This is a genomic window from Serratia nevei, from assembly GCF_024160145.1.
Lineage (GTDB): Bacteria > Pseudomonadota > Gammaproteobacteria > Enterobacterales > Enterobacteriaceae > Serratia > Serratia nevei_A.
This window is the reverse complement of sequence record NZ_JAMYWQ010000044.1, coordinates 1-17,060: the sequence shown is the minus strand read 5'-3', so window position 1 is coordinate 17,060 and position 17,060 is coordinate 1. Positions and strand designations below refer to the sequence as shown.

Below are 17,060 nucleotides of genomic sequence, written 5' to 3'. Positions count from 1 at the left end.
GCGGGATACGGTCATGACGACAAGGTGGAGTTGGGCCGGGCTGTGCGCCCGCAGCCGGGCAGCAACGGCGGTGGATACGGTGCTGCGCGGCTGTTCACAGGTGATGTTTCAAAATAATCCGTTGACCGGATTGCTGTTTTTTATCGCCATTTTCGTGGGCGCCTGGGAAGAAGGGCTGCCGCAGGTGGCCTTCGGCTGCCTGTTGGGCACCGCTGCGGCGACGCTGAGTGCGGCGTGGCTGGTGGACGATCGCGCTGCGTTGCGCAGCGGCCTGTATGGCTATAACGGCTGCCTGGTCGGCGCCGCGCTGCCGACCTTTTTGCTGCCCTCTGGCTGGCTGTGGATAGGCGTGATGTTCAGCAGCACGATTTCGGTGATCGTCACCGTCGGCCTCAATCGGCTGTTACGCGCCTGGAAGATCGCCGCGCTGACCGCGCCTTTCGTACTGACCACCTGGACGGTGCTGCTGGCCAGTTATCCGTTCAGCCATCTGCGGCATGTGCGGTTGCCGGCGGCGGGCATCCCGGCCGATGGCGCGGTGTTCAACGCGCATGTCGGCGTCGCGGAGATGCTAAGCGGCGCGTTGCACGGCGTCTCGCAGGTTTTTTTGTGCAGCAGCGTGGGCGGCGGCCTGCTGCTGTTGCTCGGGCTGGCGGTTTCGTCGCCGCGCGCGATGCTGCTGGGCTTTTTCGGCGCGTTGCTGGCGGTGGCCACATCGCTGACGATCGGCGCCGATCCGCAGGCGGTCTTCGCCGGCCTGTACGCCTTCAGCGCGGTGCTGACGGCGGTGGCGCTGGGCTCCGTCTTCAACCCACCCGGCCGGCGGGTGCTGATCTATACGCTGCTCGGCGTGATTTTCACGGTGCTGGTGCAGGGGGCTTTCAATACCCTGCTGGCCCCGCTGGGCATACCGTCGCTGACCATGCCGTTCGTGATCGCGTCCTGGCTGTTTTTGAGCGCCAATCCGGCGGTGATCGCGGTGCGGCGCTAACCCATCGATTTGAACATAACGATAAAACAGGAGTGTGGATATGGCGGTAATTTCCGAAGGATTGCACGGCGCGGCCCGGCGGCGGGCGGTGTACTTGTTGCTGGGGCTGGTGGCGGTCAACGTCGTCGTCTGGCTGCTGGCGCTGGCGGTGTTCAACGACAACGCCGCGCTGATGGGCACCGCCTTGCTGGCCTACAGCTTTGGCCTGCGCCATGCGGTGGACGCCGACCACATCGCCGCGATCGACAATGTGACCCGCAAGCTGATGCAGCAGGGCAAAACGCCGGTGGCGGTCGGCACCTTCTTCTCGCTTGGCCACTCGACCATCGTGGTGCTGGCCTCGGCCGCCATTGCCGCCACGGCGATGATGTTCAGCCGCCAGATGGGCTGGTTTCACGAAACCGGCGGCCTGATCGGCACGCTGGTGTCCTCGTTGTTTTTGCTGACGGTGGCCTTTATCAATCTGCTGGTGCTGATCTCCGTGTGGCGTACTTTCCGGCAGGTGAAAGCGGGCGAGCTGCCGGCGCATCAATCGCTGGATCTGCTGATGAGCGGCGGCGGTGTGCTGGCGCGCTGTTTCCGCCCGCTGTTCAGGCTGGTGAACCAGAGCTGGCACATGTACCTGGTGGGTTTCTTGTTTGGCCTGGGCTTTGACACCGCCACCGAGGTCGGGCTGCTGGGGATTTCCGCCGCCGGCGCCGGCCATGGCATGAACCTGTGGAGCATCATGCTGTTCCCGGCGCTGTTCGCCGCCGGCATGGCGCTGATCGACTCCATCGACAACTTCGTGATGATTGGCGCTTACGGTTGGGCGTTCTCCAAACCGATACGCAAGCTGTACTACAACATGACCATCACGGCGGCGTCGGTGATCATCGCGGTGTTTATCGGCGGTATCGAAGCGCTCGGGCTCATCGCCGACAAGCTGGCGCTGTCCGGCCCGCTGTGGGACGCCGTCGCGCGGCTCAACGATCATCTGGGGGAGATGGGCTATTGGGTGATCGCCGTGTTCATCTTCTGCTGGCTGGTGTCGGTGGTGAATTACCGCCTGCGCGGCTACGACAAGCTGACGGTCAGCGGTTGAAAAGACGGGTGCTCGTGGATCCTGCCTGACACCATCAGCCAACGGGCGGGGCGGTGCGCAGTTTGTGATGCAAGAAAAGAAAAAGGGGCGATGATGATCGCCCCTTGGATGCGTGGAGTGGGAATTGGCGTTAAGCCGCTTCGGTCTGCTGTTGGCGCTTAGACTGCGCCGCCGGCTTTTCCGGCTTGGCGGCCGCCAGCGCGTCCGGCGCAAAGTCGTCCACGTTGATGGAGCGCAGACGGCTCTCTTCGGCTTTCACCAGGATCTTCGCCTCGTCGGCGCTGATCTTGCCTTCTTCCAGCGCGCGTTCCGCCAAACGATCCAGACGGGTGAACGGCAGGTTTTTGCCGGCCGCCTTGCACAGACGTTCGTGAATCGGCTCGGCGGCCATCACGTCGGCCAGCGCCGCTTCCAGCAGGCCGATTGGGTTATGCTCGCTCGGCGTCAGGTACTGGCCGCGCCCCAGACGGCTGCGGGTGGCGGAAGGCACCTGCAGGATCTTGGCCAACTGGTGATCCAGACGATCGGACGGTGCGGTATGCACACGGCCGAGCGGGAAGACCACGAAGCGCATCGCGCCGGCGATAAAGCGGTTCGGGAAGTTACGCAGCAGGTCATCCAGCGCCTGTTCGGCTTTATGCAGGCTGTCTTGCACGCCCCAATGCACCAGCGGCAGATCTTCTTTCTGACGGCCTTCGTCGTCAAAGCGTTTCAGCACGGCGGAAGCCAGGTACATCTGGCTGAGGATATCCCCCAGGCGAGCGGAGATGCGCTCACGGCGCTTCAGGCTGCCGCCCAGCACGCCCATGGAAACGTCTGACAGCAACGCCAGGTTGGCGCTCAGGCGGTTCAACTGCTGATAGTAACGACGGGTCGCGTCCTTGGTCGGCGTGGCGCTGGTGCGGCCGTTGGTCAGGCCCAGCCAGAAGCTGCGTACCTTGTTGCTGCCGACGTGGCCCAGATGGCCGAACAGCGATTTATCGAAGGCGTTCAGATCGTTGCTCTGCGCCGCCGCCATTTCATCCAGCACATAAGGATGGCAGCGGATCGCGCCTTGACCGAAGATCATCATGGTGCGGGTCAGGATGTTCGCGCCTTCCACCGTGATGGCGATCGGTGCGCCCTGATAGGCGCGAGCCAGGAAGTTGGATTCGCCGAGCATGATGCCTTTACCGCCGGCGATGTCCATGGCGTCAACGATCGACTGCTGGCCGCGGTGCGTACAGTGGTATTTGACGATGGCCGACAGCACGGCCGGCTTCTCGCCCTGCACCAGCGCATAGGTGATCAGCGAAGCGGCGGCGTCCATCACATAGGTGTTGCCGGCGATGCGCGCCAACGGCTCTTCGATCCCTTCCATCTTGCCGATGGAGATCTTGAACTGACGGCGAATGTGCGCGTAGGCACCGGTCGCCAGGGCGATGGATTTCAGGCTGCCGGTAGAGTTGGACGGCAGGGTGATGCCGCGACCGACCGACAGACACTCAACCAGCATGCGCCAGCCCTGGCCGGCCATTTTCGGGCCGCCGATGATGTAATCGATCGGCACGAACACGTCGGTGCCGCGGGTCGGGCCGTTTTGGAACGGCACGTTCAGCGGGAAGTGGCGGTTGCCGATCTCCACGCCCGGCGTGCTGGTCGGGATCAGCGCACAGGTGATGCCCGGGGATTCGTTGTCGCTCAGCAGGCGGTTCGGGTCATGCAGTTTGAACGCCAGGCCCAGTACGGTGGCGACCGGCGCCAGCGTGATGTAGCGCTTGTTCCAGGTCAGGCGCATGCCCAGTACCTGCTTGCCTTGCCATTCGCCCATGCACACGGTGCCGACGTCCGGAATGGCACCGGCATCGGAACCCGCTTCCGGGCTGGTCAGCGCGAAGCAAGGGATCTCGTCGCCGCGCGCCAGGCCCGGCAGATAGTGGTTTTTCTGTTCTTCGGTGCCGTAGTGCTGCAGCAGTTCGCCCGGGCCGAGGGAGTTCGGCACGCCGACGGTGATCGCCAGGATGCCGGAAACGCCGGCCAGTTTTTGCAGCACCTGCGCCTGAGCATAAGGAGAGAATTCCAGGCCGCCGTACTCTTTCTTGATGATCATCGCGAAGAAACGGTGTTCTTTCAGGTACGCCCAGAGTTCAGGCGGCAGATCGGCCAGTTCGTGGGTGATCTGGAAGTCGTTGGCCATGCGGCAGGCTTCTTCCACCGGGCCGTCGATAAACGCCTGCTCTTCTTCCGTCAGGCGCGGTTTCGGGTAGCTGTGCAGCTTGTTCCAGTCCGGCGCGCCGCGGAACAGATCGCCTTCCCACCAGGTGGTGCCGGCGTCGATCGCCTCCTTCTCGGTAGTGGACATCGGCGGCATCACCTTGCGGAAGGCGCGCAGCGCCGGTGCGGAGAGCAGGGAACGGCGCAGGGAGGAAAGGTTCAGCGGCAGCAGCACGATCGCCAGCGGCAGCAACAGCCAGAAACTCCACAGGCCAATCGCGCCCATGGCGGCGGTGTACGCCACCAGGATCAGGCTGCTGAGGGTAAGGTTCACTCGGTGGTAGAACACCACGCCGAGGAGAGCCAGTAAAACGACAATACTAAGAACCATCATAAGAAGCTCCGAAGTAGTAAGAGGTCTGACCTGTTGTGTGTATGTAATAGGTTTTAGTACAAGGCAGAATTTTTATCAATGCGTTTACAGTTTAATTACAACTCAGGTCACAAACTGACAGCACCAATCATCAAAAACCTCTCCGCTTCCCTAACCGGCGCGCTGTTTGGCTGAGAATGCTTCTCGCTGTTTCCGCGATCCGGTACACTGCGGAGCGGAAGATTTGACGATAACAAGAGGTTCCTCATGTACCACGACCTTATTCGCAGTGAACTGAACGAAGCGGCTGATACCCTGGCGAAATTTATCAATGACGACGCCAACATCGACGCCATTCAACGCGCGGCGGTGCTGCTGGCGGACTCCTTCAAAGCCGGCGGTAAAGTGATTTCCTGCGGCAACGGCGGTTCCCATTGCGACGCGATGCACTTCGCCGAAGAGCTGACCGGCCGCTACCGCGAAAACCGCCCGGGCTACCCGGCGATTGCCATCTCGGACGTCAGCCACCTGTCCTGCGTCAGCAACGATTTCGGCTATGAGTATGTGTTCTCCCGCTATGTGGAAGCGGTCGGCCGCGAAGGTGACGTGCTGTTGGGCATTTCCACCTCCGGCAACTCCGGCAACATCATCAAGGCCATCGACGCGGCGCGCGCCAAAGGGATGAAAGTGATCACCCTGACCGGCAAGGACGGCGGCAAGATGGCGGGTTCCGCCGATGTGGAAATTCGCGTGCCGCACTTCGGCTACGCCGACCGCATTCAGGAAATCCACATCAAAGCGATTCACATCTTGATTCAGCTGATCGAAAAAGAGATGGTTAAGGCTTGATAGCCTGCGGGGAGCTGCGGCTCCCCATGAATAAGACCGCGGGTGCCGCATGCTGCGCTCGCACAGCCTGTGTCAGTGTGGTTAAGGAGTGCTGGCGATGTGTGAACTGCTCGGGATGAGCGCAAACGTACCGACCGATATCTGCTTCAGCTTTACCGGCCTGGTACAGCGCGGCGGCCGCACCGGGCCGCATAAGGATGGCTGGGGCATTACCTTCTATGAAGGGAACGGCTGCCGCACATTCAAGGATCCGCAGCCGAGCTTCAACTCGCCGATCGCCCGCCTGGTGCAGGACTACCCGATCAAGTCCTGTGCGGTGGTGTCCCATATTCGCCAGGCCAACCGCGGCGAAGTGGCGCTGGAAAACACCCACCCGTTCACCCGTGAACTGTGGGGCCGCAACTGGACCTACGCGCACAACGGCCAATTGAAAGGCTACCGTCAGCTGGATACTGGCACGTTTCGCCCGGTCGGCCAGACCGACAGCGAATACGCATTCTGTTGGCTGCTGCACCAGCTGGCGCTGAAATACCCGCGCACTCCGAGCCAGTGGCCGGCGGTTTTCCGCTACATCGGCCTGCTGGCGAGCCAGCTGCGCAAGAAAGGGGTGTTCAACATGCTGTTGTCGGACGGGCGCTTCGTGATGGCCTATTGCTCCACCAACCTGTATTGGATCACGCGCCGCGCGCCGTTCGGCAAGGCGACGCTGCTCGATCAGGACGTGGAAATCGATTTTCAGCAGCAGACCACACCGAACGATGTGGTCACGGTGATCGCCACCCAACCGCTGACCGCCAACGAAACCTGGCACAAGATTGAGCCAGGCGAATTCGCGTTATTTCACTTCGGTGAGCGGCTTGTTCTGAGCGAAGGGGTTGGTGTTGGGCGCCGGGCTGGCTGACGCGTACTGCGTCATCTGGCCGCTGCTCATCAACGGTTGACCCAGCACATACTGGCCGTTATCTACGGTCATCATCGGCGGCTGGTGGTTCTTCGCGAAGTAATCGTAGCCCGGTTTCAGCTGGCGCCAGAAGGCGATATAGCTGGATGATGCATGGCGCTTGAGGTTCTGATCGGTCATGCGGAACGGGTAGATGCTGATGTCGACGCGGCTTTGGCCATAGGCGAAGGCGGCTTCAACGTAGCGATAGATTTCATCCATATAGGTGTTGGTCATCGCGTAGCAACCGATCGATTTGCATTCACCGTGGATCATCAGATAAGCGCCGGAATAGCCCTGCGACTTATCGTAATCATTAGGGAAACCAATATTTATCGCCCGATAATACTTGCTGTCGGGTTTCAGATGGCGCGCGTCGACGCTATAAAAGCCTTCCGGACTTTTAAAGTCGCCTTCACGGCGTTTAGGACCCAGCCCACCGGAGAAATTACAGATCGGGAACGTATTGACCAGGCGGAATTCATTGCCCATTTTGGCATACAATTCCAGCTTGCGTTCCTCTTTGAAGATCTGAATATAGACCGGTGAACCCAATAATTGCTGTTTAACTACCGGCGCTTCCGGTACCTGCTCGCTGGCGCTGCAGGCCGTGATCATCGGCATAGAAACAAGCATCGCAAACAACAGCGCGATTTTGCTCATTATTATTCCTGCTTATATTTATCTGCCGGCGCAATGACGTTGGCCAGCATGCCACTGATTATTGTTTTTACTGCTGCAAAACACCGCCAGATTACCAGCGCGTTTATTTTTAGCAATACGTGATATGTATAAAAAAACGACAAAGCTCGATAAAAGTGAAATGACCGGCAGATTTTAACGATAAGTAGTGAAAAACAGGCGAAATTTAATTGCGTTTGCTTGACCCAAGTCACTACGGAACGCAGAACAATGTTGCGAACAATGTTAATATTCCCCCTTCAATTTAACGCGCTGTGGCGATTGGAGCGGCAGGAGTTATGGCATATAACCCGTCCGTTTTGATGGTTATTGGGCTACGGGCCGTTAACACATCGACTGTCGCGCAAACAACGGAAAGGGGGAAATCAAGGGAATGCGCGTTACCCCTGTTTTTTACTGCGAGAAAGTTCATGTTGGGCGTGCCGTCGTGCGCACTGCCCGGCAATCCTGGCATCGTCAGCACCCGCCTCTGGGGCCGGGCAGACGTGTAAACCAAACTACATCGTATAAATCCTATGATTAAGATCAGAAAAGGGTTAGATCTGCCGATAGCCGGGGCTCCGGTTCAGGCGATCCAAGACGGCCCGAACATTCAGCATGTTGCCCTGCTTGGGGAAGAGTATGTCGGAATGCGTCCCTCCATGCTGGTGCAGGAAGGCGATACCGTTAAGAAAGGCCAGGCGTTGTTCGAAGATAAGAAAAACCCCGGGGTTTTCTTCACGGCTCCCGCCAGCGGCCGTATCGCCGCGATTAACCGCGGCGAGCGCCGCGTATTGCAATCGGTGGTGATTGCGCTGGAAAACGGCGGCGACGAGCAGCTCGAGTTTGCGCACTACCCGCTGGGTGAGTTGGCCCAGCTGCCGCGCGAACAGGTCGAGAGCGAACTGATCGCCAGCGGCCTGTGGACCGCGCTGCGCACCCGTCCGTTCAGCAAAACGCCGAGCCCCGGCAGTGAAGCGCGCGCTATTTTTGTTACCGCCATGGATACCCAGCCGCTGGCCGCCGCTCCGCAGGTGATCATCGCCGAACAGCAGGCGGCGTTCAACGCCGGGCTGGTGGTGTTGGCGCGCCTGACGGCGGGCAAGGTACACGTATGCCACGCCGCCGGCGCCTCGGTTGGCCAGCAGAGCGGCCCGCAGATCGCCTACAGCGAATTCGCCGGCCCACATCCCGCCGGGCTGGTGGGCACCCACATTCACTTCCTGGAACCGGTCAGCCTGAAGAAAACCGTTTGGCACATTGGCTACCAGGACGTCATCGCCATCGGCACGCTGTTCACCACCGGTAAGCTCGATACCCGCCGGGTCGTGGCGCTGGCCGGGCCACAGGTGGCGCAGCCGGCGCTGCTGCGCACCCGCCTGGGCGCCTGCCTCGATGAGCTGACCGCCGGCCGCCTGAAAGACGGCGAGAACCGGGTGATCTCCGGTTCGGTGCTGAACGGCATGCACGCCGCCGGGCCGAATGCCTGGCTCGGCCGCTTCCACTCGCAGGTGTCGGTGCTGGAAGAAGGACGCGACAAAGAGCTGTTCGGTTGGATCGTGCCTTCGCCGAACAAGTTCTCCATTACCCGCACCACGCTGGGCCACTTCCTGAAGAACAAACTGTTCGCCTTCTCGACCACCACTAACGGCGGCGAGCGCGCCATGGTGCCGATCGGCAACTACGAGCGGGTGATGCCGCTGGATATTTTGCCGACGCTGCTGCTGCGCGATCTGCTGGCGGGCGACAGCGACAGCGCGCAGGCGCTGGGCTGTCTGGAACTGGACGAGGAAGATCTGGCGCTGTGCACCTTCGTTTGCCCCGGCAAGTATGAGTACGCGCCGGTGCTGCGCGAGGTGCTGACCAAGATTGAGCAGGAAGGATAACCGATGGGCCTGAAGAATTATTTTGAGAAGATAGAGCATCACTTCACGCCGGGCGGCAAACTGGAAAAGTGGTACCCGCTGTATGAAGCGACCACCACGGTGTTTTATACCCCCGGCACGGTGACGCGCGGCGCTTCGCACGTGCGCGACGCCATCGATTTGAAACGCATGATGATCCTGGTGTGGCTGGCGGTGTTCCCGGCGATGTTCTGGGGCATGTACAACGTCGGCCAGCAGGCGATCCCGGCGCTGCATCATCTGTACAGCGGCGACGAGCTGCAACAGGTGTTGGCGGGCGACTGGCATTATCGCCTGGCGCAGTGGCTCGGTGCCTCGCTGGCGGCTGATGCCGGCTGGGTCAGCAAGATGGTGCTGGGTGCCTGTTACTTCCTGCCGATCTACGCCGTGGTGTTTATCGTCGGCGGCTTCTGGGAAGTGCTGTTCGCCATTATCCGCAAGCATGAGGTCAACGAAGGCTTCTTCGTCACCTCTATCCTGTTCGCGCTGATCGTGCCGCCGACCCTGCCGCTGTGGCAGGCCGCGCTGGGCATCACCTTCGGCGTGGTGGTGGCCAAAGAGATCTTCGGCGGCACCGGGCGCAACTTCCTCAACCCGGCGTTGGCCGGCCGCGCCTTCCTGTTTTTCGCCTATCCGGCGCAGATCTCCGGCGATCTGGTGTGGACCTCGGCAGACGGTTTCTCCGGCGCGACGCCGCTGGCGCAGTGGAGCGCAGGCGGGGCGCACAGCCTGAGCAACGTGGCCACCGGCCAGTCCATCAGCTGGATGGACGCTTTTCTGGGCAACATTCCCGGCTCCATCGGTGAAGTGTCCACGCTGATGATCCTGATCGGCGGGGCGATTATCCTGTTCGGCCGCGTGGCCTCCTGGCGCATCGTCGCCGGCGTGATGCTCGGCATGGTGGCTTCCGCCTTGCTGTTCAACGCCATCGGTTCCGATACCAACCCGATGTTCGCCATGCCGTGGTACTGGCATCTGGTGTTGGGCGGCTTCGCCTTCGGCATGATCTTTATGGCGACCGACCCGGTTTCCGCCTCCTTCACCAACAAGGGGAAATGGTGGTACGGCATTCTGATCGGCGTGATGTGCGTGCTGATCCGGGTGGTCAACCCCGCCTATCCGGAAGGCATGATGCTGGCGATCCTGTTCGCCAACCTGTTCGCACCGCTGTTCGATTATCTGGTGGTGCAGGCCAACATCAAGCGGAGAAAAGCCCGTGGCGAATGAAGCGAAAAACGACGGCATCGGTAAAACGCTGCTGGTGGTGCTGCTGCTGTGTCTGGTGTGTTCAGTGGTGGTGGCGGGCTCCGCCGTCGGCCTGAAGTCCAAACAGCAGGAGCAAAAGCTGCTCGATAAGCAGCGCAATATCCTCGACGTAGCCGGCCTGTTGCAGCCGAAAATGGAGAGCGAGCAGGTCAAGAGTCTGTACAGCGAGCGCATCGAGCCGCGTCTGGTGGATCTGAGCAGCGGCGAGTTTGTCGCCGGTAAGGCGGCGTTCGATCTGGGCGCTGCGCTGCGCGACGACGCCAAAAGCGTGGCGTTGACGGCGGGCGACGATCCGGCCGGCATCAAGCGCCGCAGCAATCAGGCGGAAATTTACCTGGTGCGCGATGAAAGTGGCCAGGTGAACAAGATTGTGCTGCCGGTATACGGCACCGGTCTGTGGTCGATGATGTACGCCTTCGTGGCGCTGGATAACGACGGCAACACGGTCAAGGGCATCACCTACTACGACCAGGGGGAAACTCCAGGGCTGGGTGGTGAGGTCGAGAACCTGGCCTGGCGCCAGCAGTGGGTCGGCAAGCAGCTGTTCGACGATAACGGCCAGCCGGCGATCCGCGTGGTGAAAGGCGGCGCGCGTCAGGGGGATGTGCACGGGGTGGACGGCCTGTCCGGCGCCACGCTGACCTCCAACGGCGTGCAGCATACGTTTGATTTCTGGTTGGGCGAGCACGGCTTCGGCCCGTTCCTGAAAAAAGTTCGTGAAGGAGCGCTGAAAAATGGCTGATTCCAAAGAGATAAAACGGGTCCTGCTGGGGCCGCTGTTCGACAATAACCCGATTGCGCTGCAGGTGCTGGGCGTCTGTTCGGCGCTGGCGGTGACCACCAAGCTGGAGACGGCGGTGGTGATGACCATTGCGGTGACGCTGGTCACGGCGTTCTCCAGCTTCTTCATCTCGCTGATCCGTCATCATATTCCCAACAGCGTGCGCATCATCGTGCAGATGGCGATCATTGCCTCGCTGGTGATCGTGGTCGATCAGCTGTTGCGCGCCTATGCGTTCGAGATCTCCAAGCAGCTGTCGGTGTTCGTTGGTCTTATCATCACCAACTGTATCGTGATGGGGCGCGCCGAGGCTTACGCCATGAAGTCGCCGCCGATCGAGAGCTTTATGGACGGCATCGGCAACGGGCTGGGCTACGGGGTGATCCTGGTGCTGGTCGGTTTCCTGCGCGAGCTGATCGGCTCCGGCAAGCTGTTCGGCGTCCCGGTGCTGGAAACGGTGCAGAACGGCGGCTGGTATCAGCCGAACGGCCTGTTCCTGCTGGCGCCGAGCGCGTTCTTCATCATCGGCCTGCTGATCTGGGTGCTGCGCACTCTGAAGCCGGCGCAGATCGAAAAGGAGTAAAGGCCGATGGAACACTATATCAGCCTGTTTGTGCGCGCGGTGTTCGTCGAGAACATGGCGCTGGCGTTCTTCCTCGGGATGTGTACCTTCCTGGCGGTGTCGAAGAAGGTCTCGACCGCGTTTGGCCTGGGCATCGCGGTGACCATTGTGCTCGGCATTTCGGTGCCGGTGAACAACCTGGTCTACAACCTGATCCTGCGCGACGGCGCGCTGGTGGAAGGCGTCGATCTGAGCTTCCTCAACTTCATCACCTTCATCGGCGTGATCGCGGCGCTGGTGCAAATTTTGGAGATGATCCTCGATCGTTTCTTCCCGTCGCTGTATAACGCGCTCGGCATCTTCCTGCCGCTCATCACCGTGAACTGCGCCATCTTCGGCGGCGTGTCCTTCATGGTGCAGCGCGACTACAACTTCGCCGAATCGGTGGTGTACGGCATCGGCTCCGGCACCGGCTGGATGCTGGCGATCGTCGCCATGGCGGGGATCCGCGAAAAACTCAAGTATGCCAACGTGCCGGCGGGACTGCGCGGCCTGGGCATTACCTTTATCACCACCGGACTGATGGCGCTGGGCTTCATGTCCTTCTCCGGTGTTCAGTTGTAAAGGCGGGAAGAATTTATGGAAATTATTTTAGGCGTAGCCATGTTCACCACCATCGTGATGGTGCTGGTGTTGCTGATCCTGTTCGCCAAATCGAAGCTGGTGAACACCGGCGACATCGCGGTGGAGATCAACGGCGATCTGGATAAGAGCTTCCATGCGCCGGCGGGCGACAAGCTGCTCAACGTGCTCTCCAGCCAGGGGATTTTCGTCTCCTCGGCCTGCGGTGGCGGCGGTTCCTGCGGTCAGTGTCGGGTGGTAATCAAAGAGGGCGGCGGCGATATCCTGCCGACCGAGCTTTCGCACATCAACAAGCGCGAAGCGAAAGAGGGTTGCCGCCTGGCGTGCCAGGTGAACGTGAAGCAGAACCTGAAGATCGAGCTGCCGGAAGAGATCTTCGGCGTGAAGAAATGGGAGTGCGAGGTTATCTCCAACGATAACAAAGCCACCTTTATCAAAGAGCTGAAGCTGAAGATCCCCGATGGCGAGGACGTGCCGTTCCGCGCGGGCGGCTTCATTCAGATCGAAGCCCCGGCGCACGACATCAGCTACGCCAACTTCGACGTGCCGCAGGAGTATCGCGGCGACTGGGACAAATTCAACCTGTTCCGCTACCGCTCGACGGTGAACGACACCACGGTGCGTGCCTACTCGATGGCCAACTACCCGGAAGAGAAGGGCATCATCATGCTCAACGTGCGTATCGCCACACCGCCGCCGAACAAGCCGGACGTGCCGCCGGGCATCATGTCTTCCTATATCTGGTCGCTGAAAGCCGGTGACAAGGTGACGATCTCCGGGCCGTTCGGCGAGTTCTTCGCCAAGGACACTGACGCCGAAATGATCTTCATCGGCGGCGGCGCGGGCATGGCACCGATGCGTTCGCACATCTTCGATCAGCTCAAGCGCCTGAACTCGAAGCGCAAGATCACCTTCTGGTACGGTGCGCGTTCGCTGCGCGAGATGTTCTATGAAGACGACTTCAACCAGCTGCAGGCGGAGAACGACAACTTCACCTGGCACGTGGCGCTGTCGGATCCACAGCCGGAAGATAACTGGACCGGCTACACCGGCTTTATCCATAATGTTCTGCTGGAGAACTACCTGAAGAACCACCCGGCGCCGGAGGACTGCGAGTTTTACATGTGCGGGCCGCCGATGATGAACGCTGCGGTGATCAAGATGCTCAAAGATCTGGGCGTCGAAGACGAAAATATCATGCTGGATGACTTTGGTGGCTAAATGCGCGCATTGGCGATGAAGAACTGGCTGACGGGCGTGGCGCTGAGCGCCACCCTGCTGCTGACCGGCTGCGGGCCGGAACAGGTGGATCTGACGGGTAAAACCATGGGCACCTCGTATTCGATCCGTTACGTGACCGGCGACGATACGCCGTCGGCGCGCGAGATGCAGGCGGAGATCGATAAACGGCTGGAGCAGGTGAACGACCAGATGTCCACCTACCGGCCGGATTCCGAGCTGAGCCGCTTCAACGCCAGCCGCGACATTGACCGGCCGTTCCCGGTTTCGCCGGCGACCGCAGAGGTGGTGCGCGAAGCGCTGCGCATCAACCGCGTCACCGATGGCGCGCTGGATGTGACCGTCGGGCCGTTGGTCAACCTATGGGGCTTCGGCCCGGAAGGGCGGCCGGATAAAGTGCCGAGCGAAGCGGAGCTGGCGCACCGCCGCGCCTGGACCGGCGCCGACAAACTGGCGGTGCAGGGCAGCGCGCTGGTGAAAAGCATCCCCGAGCTGTATGTCGACCTGTCGTCGATCGCCAAAGGATACGGCGTGGACGTGGTGGCGGAGTATCTGCAATCGCAACACGTGCAAAACTACATGGTGGATATCGGCGGCGAGGTGCGCACCCGCGGGCACAACGGCGAACAAAAGCCGTGGCGCATCGCCATCGAGCGCCCGACCGCCGGCACGCAGCAGCAGGCGCAGCTGGTGATCCAGCCGGGAGAGATGTCGATCGCCACCTCGGGTGACTATCGCAACTACTTCGAGCAGGAAGGGGTGCGCTATTCGCACACCATCGATCCGGTCACCGGCCGGCCGATCAACCACCGCCTGGTGTCGATCACCGTGCTGAGCCCGACCTGTATGACCGCCGACGGCCTGTCCACCGGCCTGAACGTGATGGGGCCGGAACGCGGCATGGCGCTGGCTAACCTGCTGGGCATCCCGGTGTTCATGATCGTGAAAACCGCCGACGGGTTTGAGGAGCGTTATTCGGATGCGTTCAAACCCTATCTGAAGAAGAGTTCGTGAGGTTGCTATGCTGACGGTATTCGCCGCCACCTTCGTGTTGTTCCTGCTGATCGTCGGCGGCATGTCGCTGGGCTACGTGTTCAAACGCAAAAGCCTGCAGGGCAGCTGCGGCGGCATCACCGCATTGGGGATGGAGAAAGTCTGCGACTGCCCGGAACCCTGCGATGCGCGCAAAAAGCGCGAAGCCAAAGCGGCACTGCGGCGCGAGCAGTTGGACAAGCACCGCATTCTGTAGCGAAAACCCGGCCTTGGCCGGGTTTTTTATTTCGCCTTGCGGAAGCTTTTTGCCTCGGCCGGTGAGTTGACCATCACGCCGTCGGCGCCCAGCGCCAGCGCCTGCTGATACTCCTGCGGCGAGTTGACGCCGAACAGGATGATGTGCGCCGGGCCCTGCGAGCGGAAACAGTCCATCGACTCTTTATCCCAGGTTAGAAACGCCTTCGAACGCCCTTCGCCGAGGGTATATTTCTCCACCACTTCTACCTCCCGCTTCAGCTCCAGCCCGTACCAGCGCGGCTGCCGGTTGTCCGGTTTGACGTCGCACTGGTGCGCCATGGTGATGTTGGCCAGCAGCGTGCGGGTCTCGTCGCGGCTTTCAAAGCGCGGGATGGCCGGCGGCAGCGCCTGCAGGTATTTGACGTCGGTAGAATAGACGCGGGTGCGGTTCAGGCTGCCGGTGCTTTCCAGCGTCGCCAGCAGCGCCTGGCCAAACTGCGCCGGATCGGCGTCCGGGGATTTGATGTCCAGATAGAAGGTGACATGCGGAAACGCTTTAAGCACGTCGTCGAGCCGCGGAATGCCGATGCCCTGACCGCGGAACGGATGTGCGTCACCCCTGGCGAAGGCCCAGCCGGCATCGGTCTCGGCCAGCTGCGCGGCGGTATAGGAGGAAACCGGGCCCTGCCGGTTGGTCAACGCTTTCAGATCCGAAGGGCGATACAGCACGATGATGCCGTCTTTGGATTCCTGCAGGGTGATCCAGATGGCATCGGCGCCGTTTTTCAGCGCCGTTTCGATGGCGATGCGGGTGTTCTCCGGCGCATCGGCGGTGCCGCCGCGGTGGGCGACGATCGCCGGCGCGTGACCGGTAGCGCTGGCCGCCAGTGCGCTCAGCGACAGCGCGGAAGCCAGTAACAAATGAGAGAATCTGATCATGTAGGGTACCCTGTCGTTATCGTTGTGGTGAACCGCACGGATTGGCGGAAATCATACTATTGAAAAATTAAGCTTTTTTAACAACGCGGAAATATCTGACGGAAACGGCGCTTTCGTCGAACCCTGCGGCCTTGAGCTTTCGGTATCTGACTGTATACTTATACAGTGTTACTGGAGGGTGCGATGCGTAAAATCATTCATGTCGATATGGACTGCTTCTTCGCGGCGGTGGAAATGCGCGACGATCCCAGCCTGCGCGATATCCCGCTGGCGATTGGTGGCAGCGCCGATCGGCGCGGGGTGATCAGCACCGCCAACTACCCGGCGCGGCGCTACGGCGTGCACAGCGCCATGTCCACGGCGATGGCGCTCAAGCTGTGCCCGCATCTCACCCTGCTGCCGGGGCGCATGGCGGCCTACAAAGAGGCCTCGCTGCACATCCGTGAAATCTTCGCCCGCTATACCCCGTTGATCGAGCCGCTGTCGCTCGATGAAGCCTATCTCGACGTGACCGACAGTCCGCAATGCAACGGCTCGGCGACGCTGATCGCCCAGGAGATCCGCCAGGCGATCGCCGACGAACTGAACCTCACCGCGTCAGCCGGCGTGGCGCCGATCAAGTTTCTTGCCAAAATCGCCTCCGAGATGAACAAGCCGAACGGGCAATACGTGATCACGCCGGCGCAGGTGCCGGCGTTTTTGCAGCAGCTGCCGCTCAGCAAGATCCCCGGCGTCGGCAAGGTGACCGCCAAACGGCTGGAGGAAGTGGGGCTTATCACCTGCGCCGATGTGCAGCAATACGATCTGGCGCAGTTGCTCAAGCGCTTCGGCAAGTTCGGCCGGGTGCTGTGGGAGCGCTGCCAGGGTATCGATCGGCGTGAAATCACGGCGGAGCGGTTGCGCAAATCGGTGGGGGTGGAGCGCACGCTGGCGGAAGACATTCATGACTGGGAAGATTGCGAAACGCTGATTATCGACAAACTCTATCCCGAGCTGGAGATGCGTCTGCGCAAGGTGAAGCCGGATCTGCACATCGCCCGACAGGGCGTGAAGCTGAAGTTTCAGGATTTTCAGCAAACCACCCAGGAGCACGTGTTCCCGGTGCTGAACCGGCAGGATTTGCTGGAGGTGGCGCGGCAGGCGTGGCGCGAGCGGCGCGAAGGGCGCGGCGTGCGGCTGGTGGGATTGCATGTGACGCTGCTCGATCCGCAGCTGGAGCGGCAGCTGGCGCTGCCTTGGGAATAAAAAAGCCGGCGGTCGCCTAATGCCGATCGTTTAAGGATCAATTGACCGATCCTGTGGTTGCTGTACAAAGGGTCCATGGCATCGTCATGGACCCTTAAAATGGAACTTTCCCAGGCTCTTGGCATTATCAATTTCACCACA

The 17,060-nt window shown here is 60.9% G+C and carries 16 protein-coding genes; 13 read left to right on the top strand and 3 right to left on the bottom strand.

Annotation, left to right across the window (positions count from 1 at the left end):
* Window positions 1–13: 13 nt before the first annotated feature.
* A complete protein-coding gene (gene yut / locus M6G53_RS21875) occupies window positions 14–991 on the top strand; it encodes an urea transporter (protein WP_253334467.1) in 978 nt (325 codons plus the stop codon).
* Between the two features lie 40 nt (window positions 992–1,031).
* Entirely contained in the window at window positions 1,032–2,075 is a 1,044-nt protein-coding gene (locus tag M6G53_RS21870; RefSeq protein WP_253334466.1) for a HoxN/HupN/NixA family nickel/cobalt transporter, read from the top strand.
* A 130-nt stretch (window positions 2,076–2,205) separates the two neighbouring features.
* Here M6G53_RS21870 and fadE read toward each other — a convergent pair whose 3' ends face one another.
* Complete coding sequence (gene fadE / locus M6G53_RS21865; RefSeq protein WP_253334465.1) at window positions 2,206–4,662, bottom strand: acyl-CoA dehydrogenase FadE; 2,457 nt, start codon at window positions 4,660–4,662, stop codon at window positions 2,206–2,208.
* Window positions 4,663–4,908: 246 nt separating this feature from the next.
* Here fadE and lpcA point away from each other — a divergent pair, with 246 nt between their 5' ends.
* The gene (gene lpcA / locus M6G53_RS21860) at window positions 4,909–5,490 is read left to right on the top strand and encodes a D-sedoheptulose 7-phosphate isomerase (RefSeq protein WP_004930220.1); all 582 of its coding nucleotides are present in this window, start codon (window positions 4,909–4,911) and stop codon (window positions 5,488–5,490) included.
* Between the two features lie 97 nt (window positions 5,491–5,587).
* A complete protein-coding gene (locus M6G53_RS21855) occupies window positions 5,588–6,391 on the top strand; it encodes a class II glutamine amidotransferase (protein ID WP_004930222.1) in 804 nt (267 codons plus the stop codon).
* Here the strand turns inward: M6G53_RS21855 and dpaA are convergent.
* Entirely contained in the window at window positions 6,326–7,093 is a 768-nt protein-coding gene (dpaA, locus tag M6G53_RS21850) for a peptidoglycan meso-diaminopimelic acid protein amidase (RefSeq protein WP_253334464.1), read from the bottom strand. The genes M6G53_RS21855 and dpaA overlap by 66 nt on opposite strands.
* Window positions 7,094–7,647: 554 nt before the next feature.
* On the opposite strand from dpaA, the gene M6G53_RS21845 reads away from it, so the two are divergent.
* Genes M6G53_RS21845 through nqrM form a run of 8 tightly spaced genes read left to right on the top strand, consistent with a single transcriptional unit; the run spans window position 7,648 to window position 14,754 of the window.
* Complete coding sequence (locus M6G53_RS21845) at window positions 7,648–8,997, top strand: Na(+)-translocating NADH-quinone reductase subunit A (RefSeq protein WP_253334463.1); 1,350 nt, start codon at window positions 7,648–7,650, stop codon at window positions 8,995–8,997.
* Window positions 8,998–9,000: 3 nt separating this feature from the next.
* The gene (locus M6G53_RS21840) at window positions 9,001–10,242 is read left to right on the top strand and encodes an NADH:ubiquinone reductase (Na(+)-transporting) subunit B (RefSeq protein WP_253334461.1); all 1,242 of its coding nucleotides are present in this window, start codon (window positions 9,001–9,003) and stop codon (window positions 10,240–10,242) included.
* A complete protein-coding gene (locus tag M6G53_RS21835; protein ID WP_253334459.1) occupies window positions 10,232–11,023 on the top strand; it encodes a Na(+)-translocating NADH-quinone reductase subunit C in 792 nt (263 codons plus the stop codon). The genes M6G53_RS21840 and M6G53_RS21835 overlap by 11 nt, the downstream gene beginning before the upstream one ends.
* Entirely contained in the window at window positions 11,016–11,645 is a 630-nt protein-coding gene (locus M6G53_RS21830) for an NADH:ubiquinone reductase (Na(+)-transporting) subunit D (RefSeq protein ID WP_004930232.1), read from the top strand. Before M6G53_RS21835 ends, M6G53_RS21830 begins: the two co-directional genes overlap by 8 nt.
* 6 nt (window positions 11,646–11,651) lie before the next feature.
* On the top strand, window positions 11,652–12,248 hold the full coding sequence (nqrE, locus tag M6G53_RS21825) for an NADH:ubiquinone reductase (Na(+)-transporting) subunit E (protein WP_015376732.1): 597 nt from the start codon (window positions 11,652–11,654) through the stop codon (window positions 12,246–12,248).
* 15 nt (window positions 12,249–12,263) lie between these two features.
* Window positions 12,264–13,487, top strand: coding sequence for an NADH:ubiquinone reductase (Na(+)-transporting) subunit F (gene nqrF, locus M6G53_RS21820; protein ID WP_253334457.1), 1,224 nt, complete (start codon window positions 12,264–12,266; stop codon window positions 13,485–13,487).
* Entirely contained in the window at window positions 13,488–14,519 is a 1,032-nt protein-coding gene (locus M6G53_RS21815; RefSeq protein ID WP_253334455.1) for an FAD:protein FMN transferase, read from the top strand.
* 7 nt (window positions 14,520–14,526) lie between these two features.
* Entirely contained in the window at window positions 14,527–14,754 is a 228-nt protein-coding gene (gene nqrM, locus M6G53_RS21810) for a (Na+)-NQR maturation NqrM (RefSeq protein ID WP_225527528.1), read from the top strand.
* 26 nt (window positions 14,755–14,780) lie between these two features.
* Here nqrM and M6G53_RS21805 read toward each other — a convergent pair whose 3' ends face one another.
* Window positions 14,781–15,674, bottom strand: a complete 894-nt coding sequence (locus M6G53_RS21805; RefSeq protein ID WP_253334453.1) for a glycerophosphodiester phosphodiesterase family protein — start codon at window positions 15,672–15,674, stop codon at window positions 14,781–14,783.
* Between the two features lie 183 nt (window positions 15,675–15,857).
* On the opposite strand from M6G53_RS21805, the gene dinB reads away from it, so the two are divergent.
* Window positions 15,858–16,919 (top strand): DNA polymerase IV, encoded by a 1,062-nt coding sequence (gene dinB / locus M6G53_RS21800; RefSeq protein WP_253334451.1) that lies wholly within the window; start codon window positions 15,858–15,860, stop codon window positions 16,917–16,919.
* Window positions 16,920–17,060 lie beyond the last annotated feature (141 nt).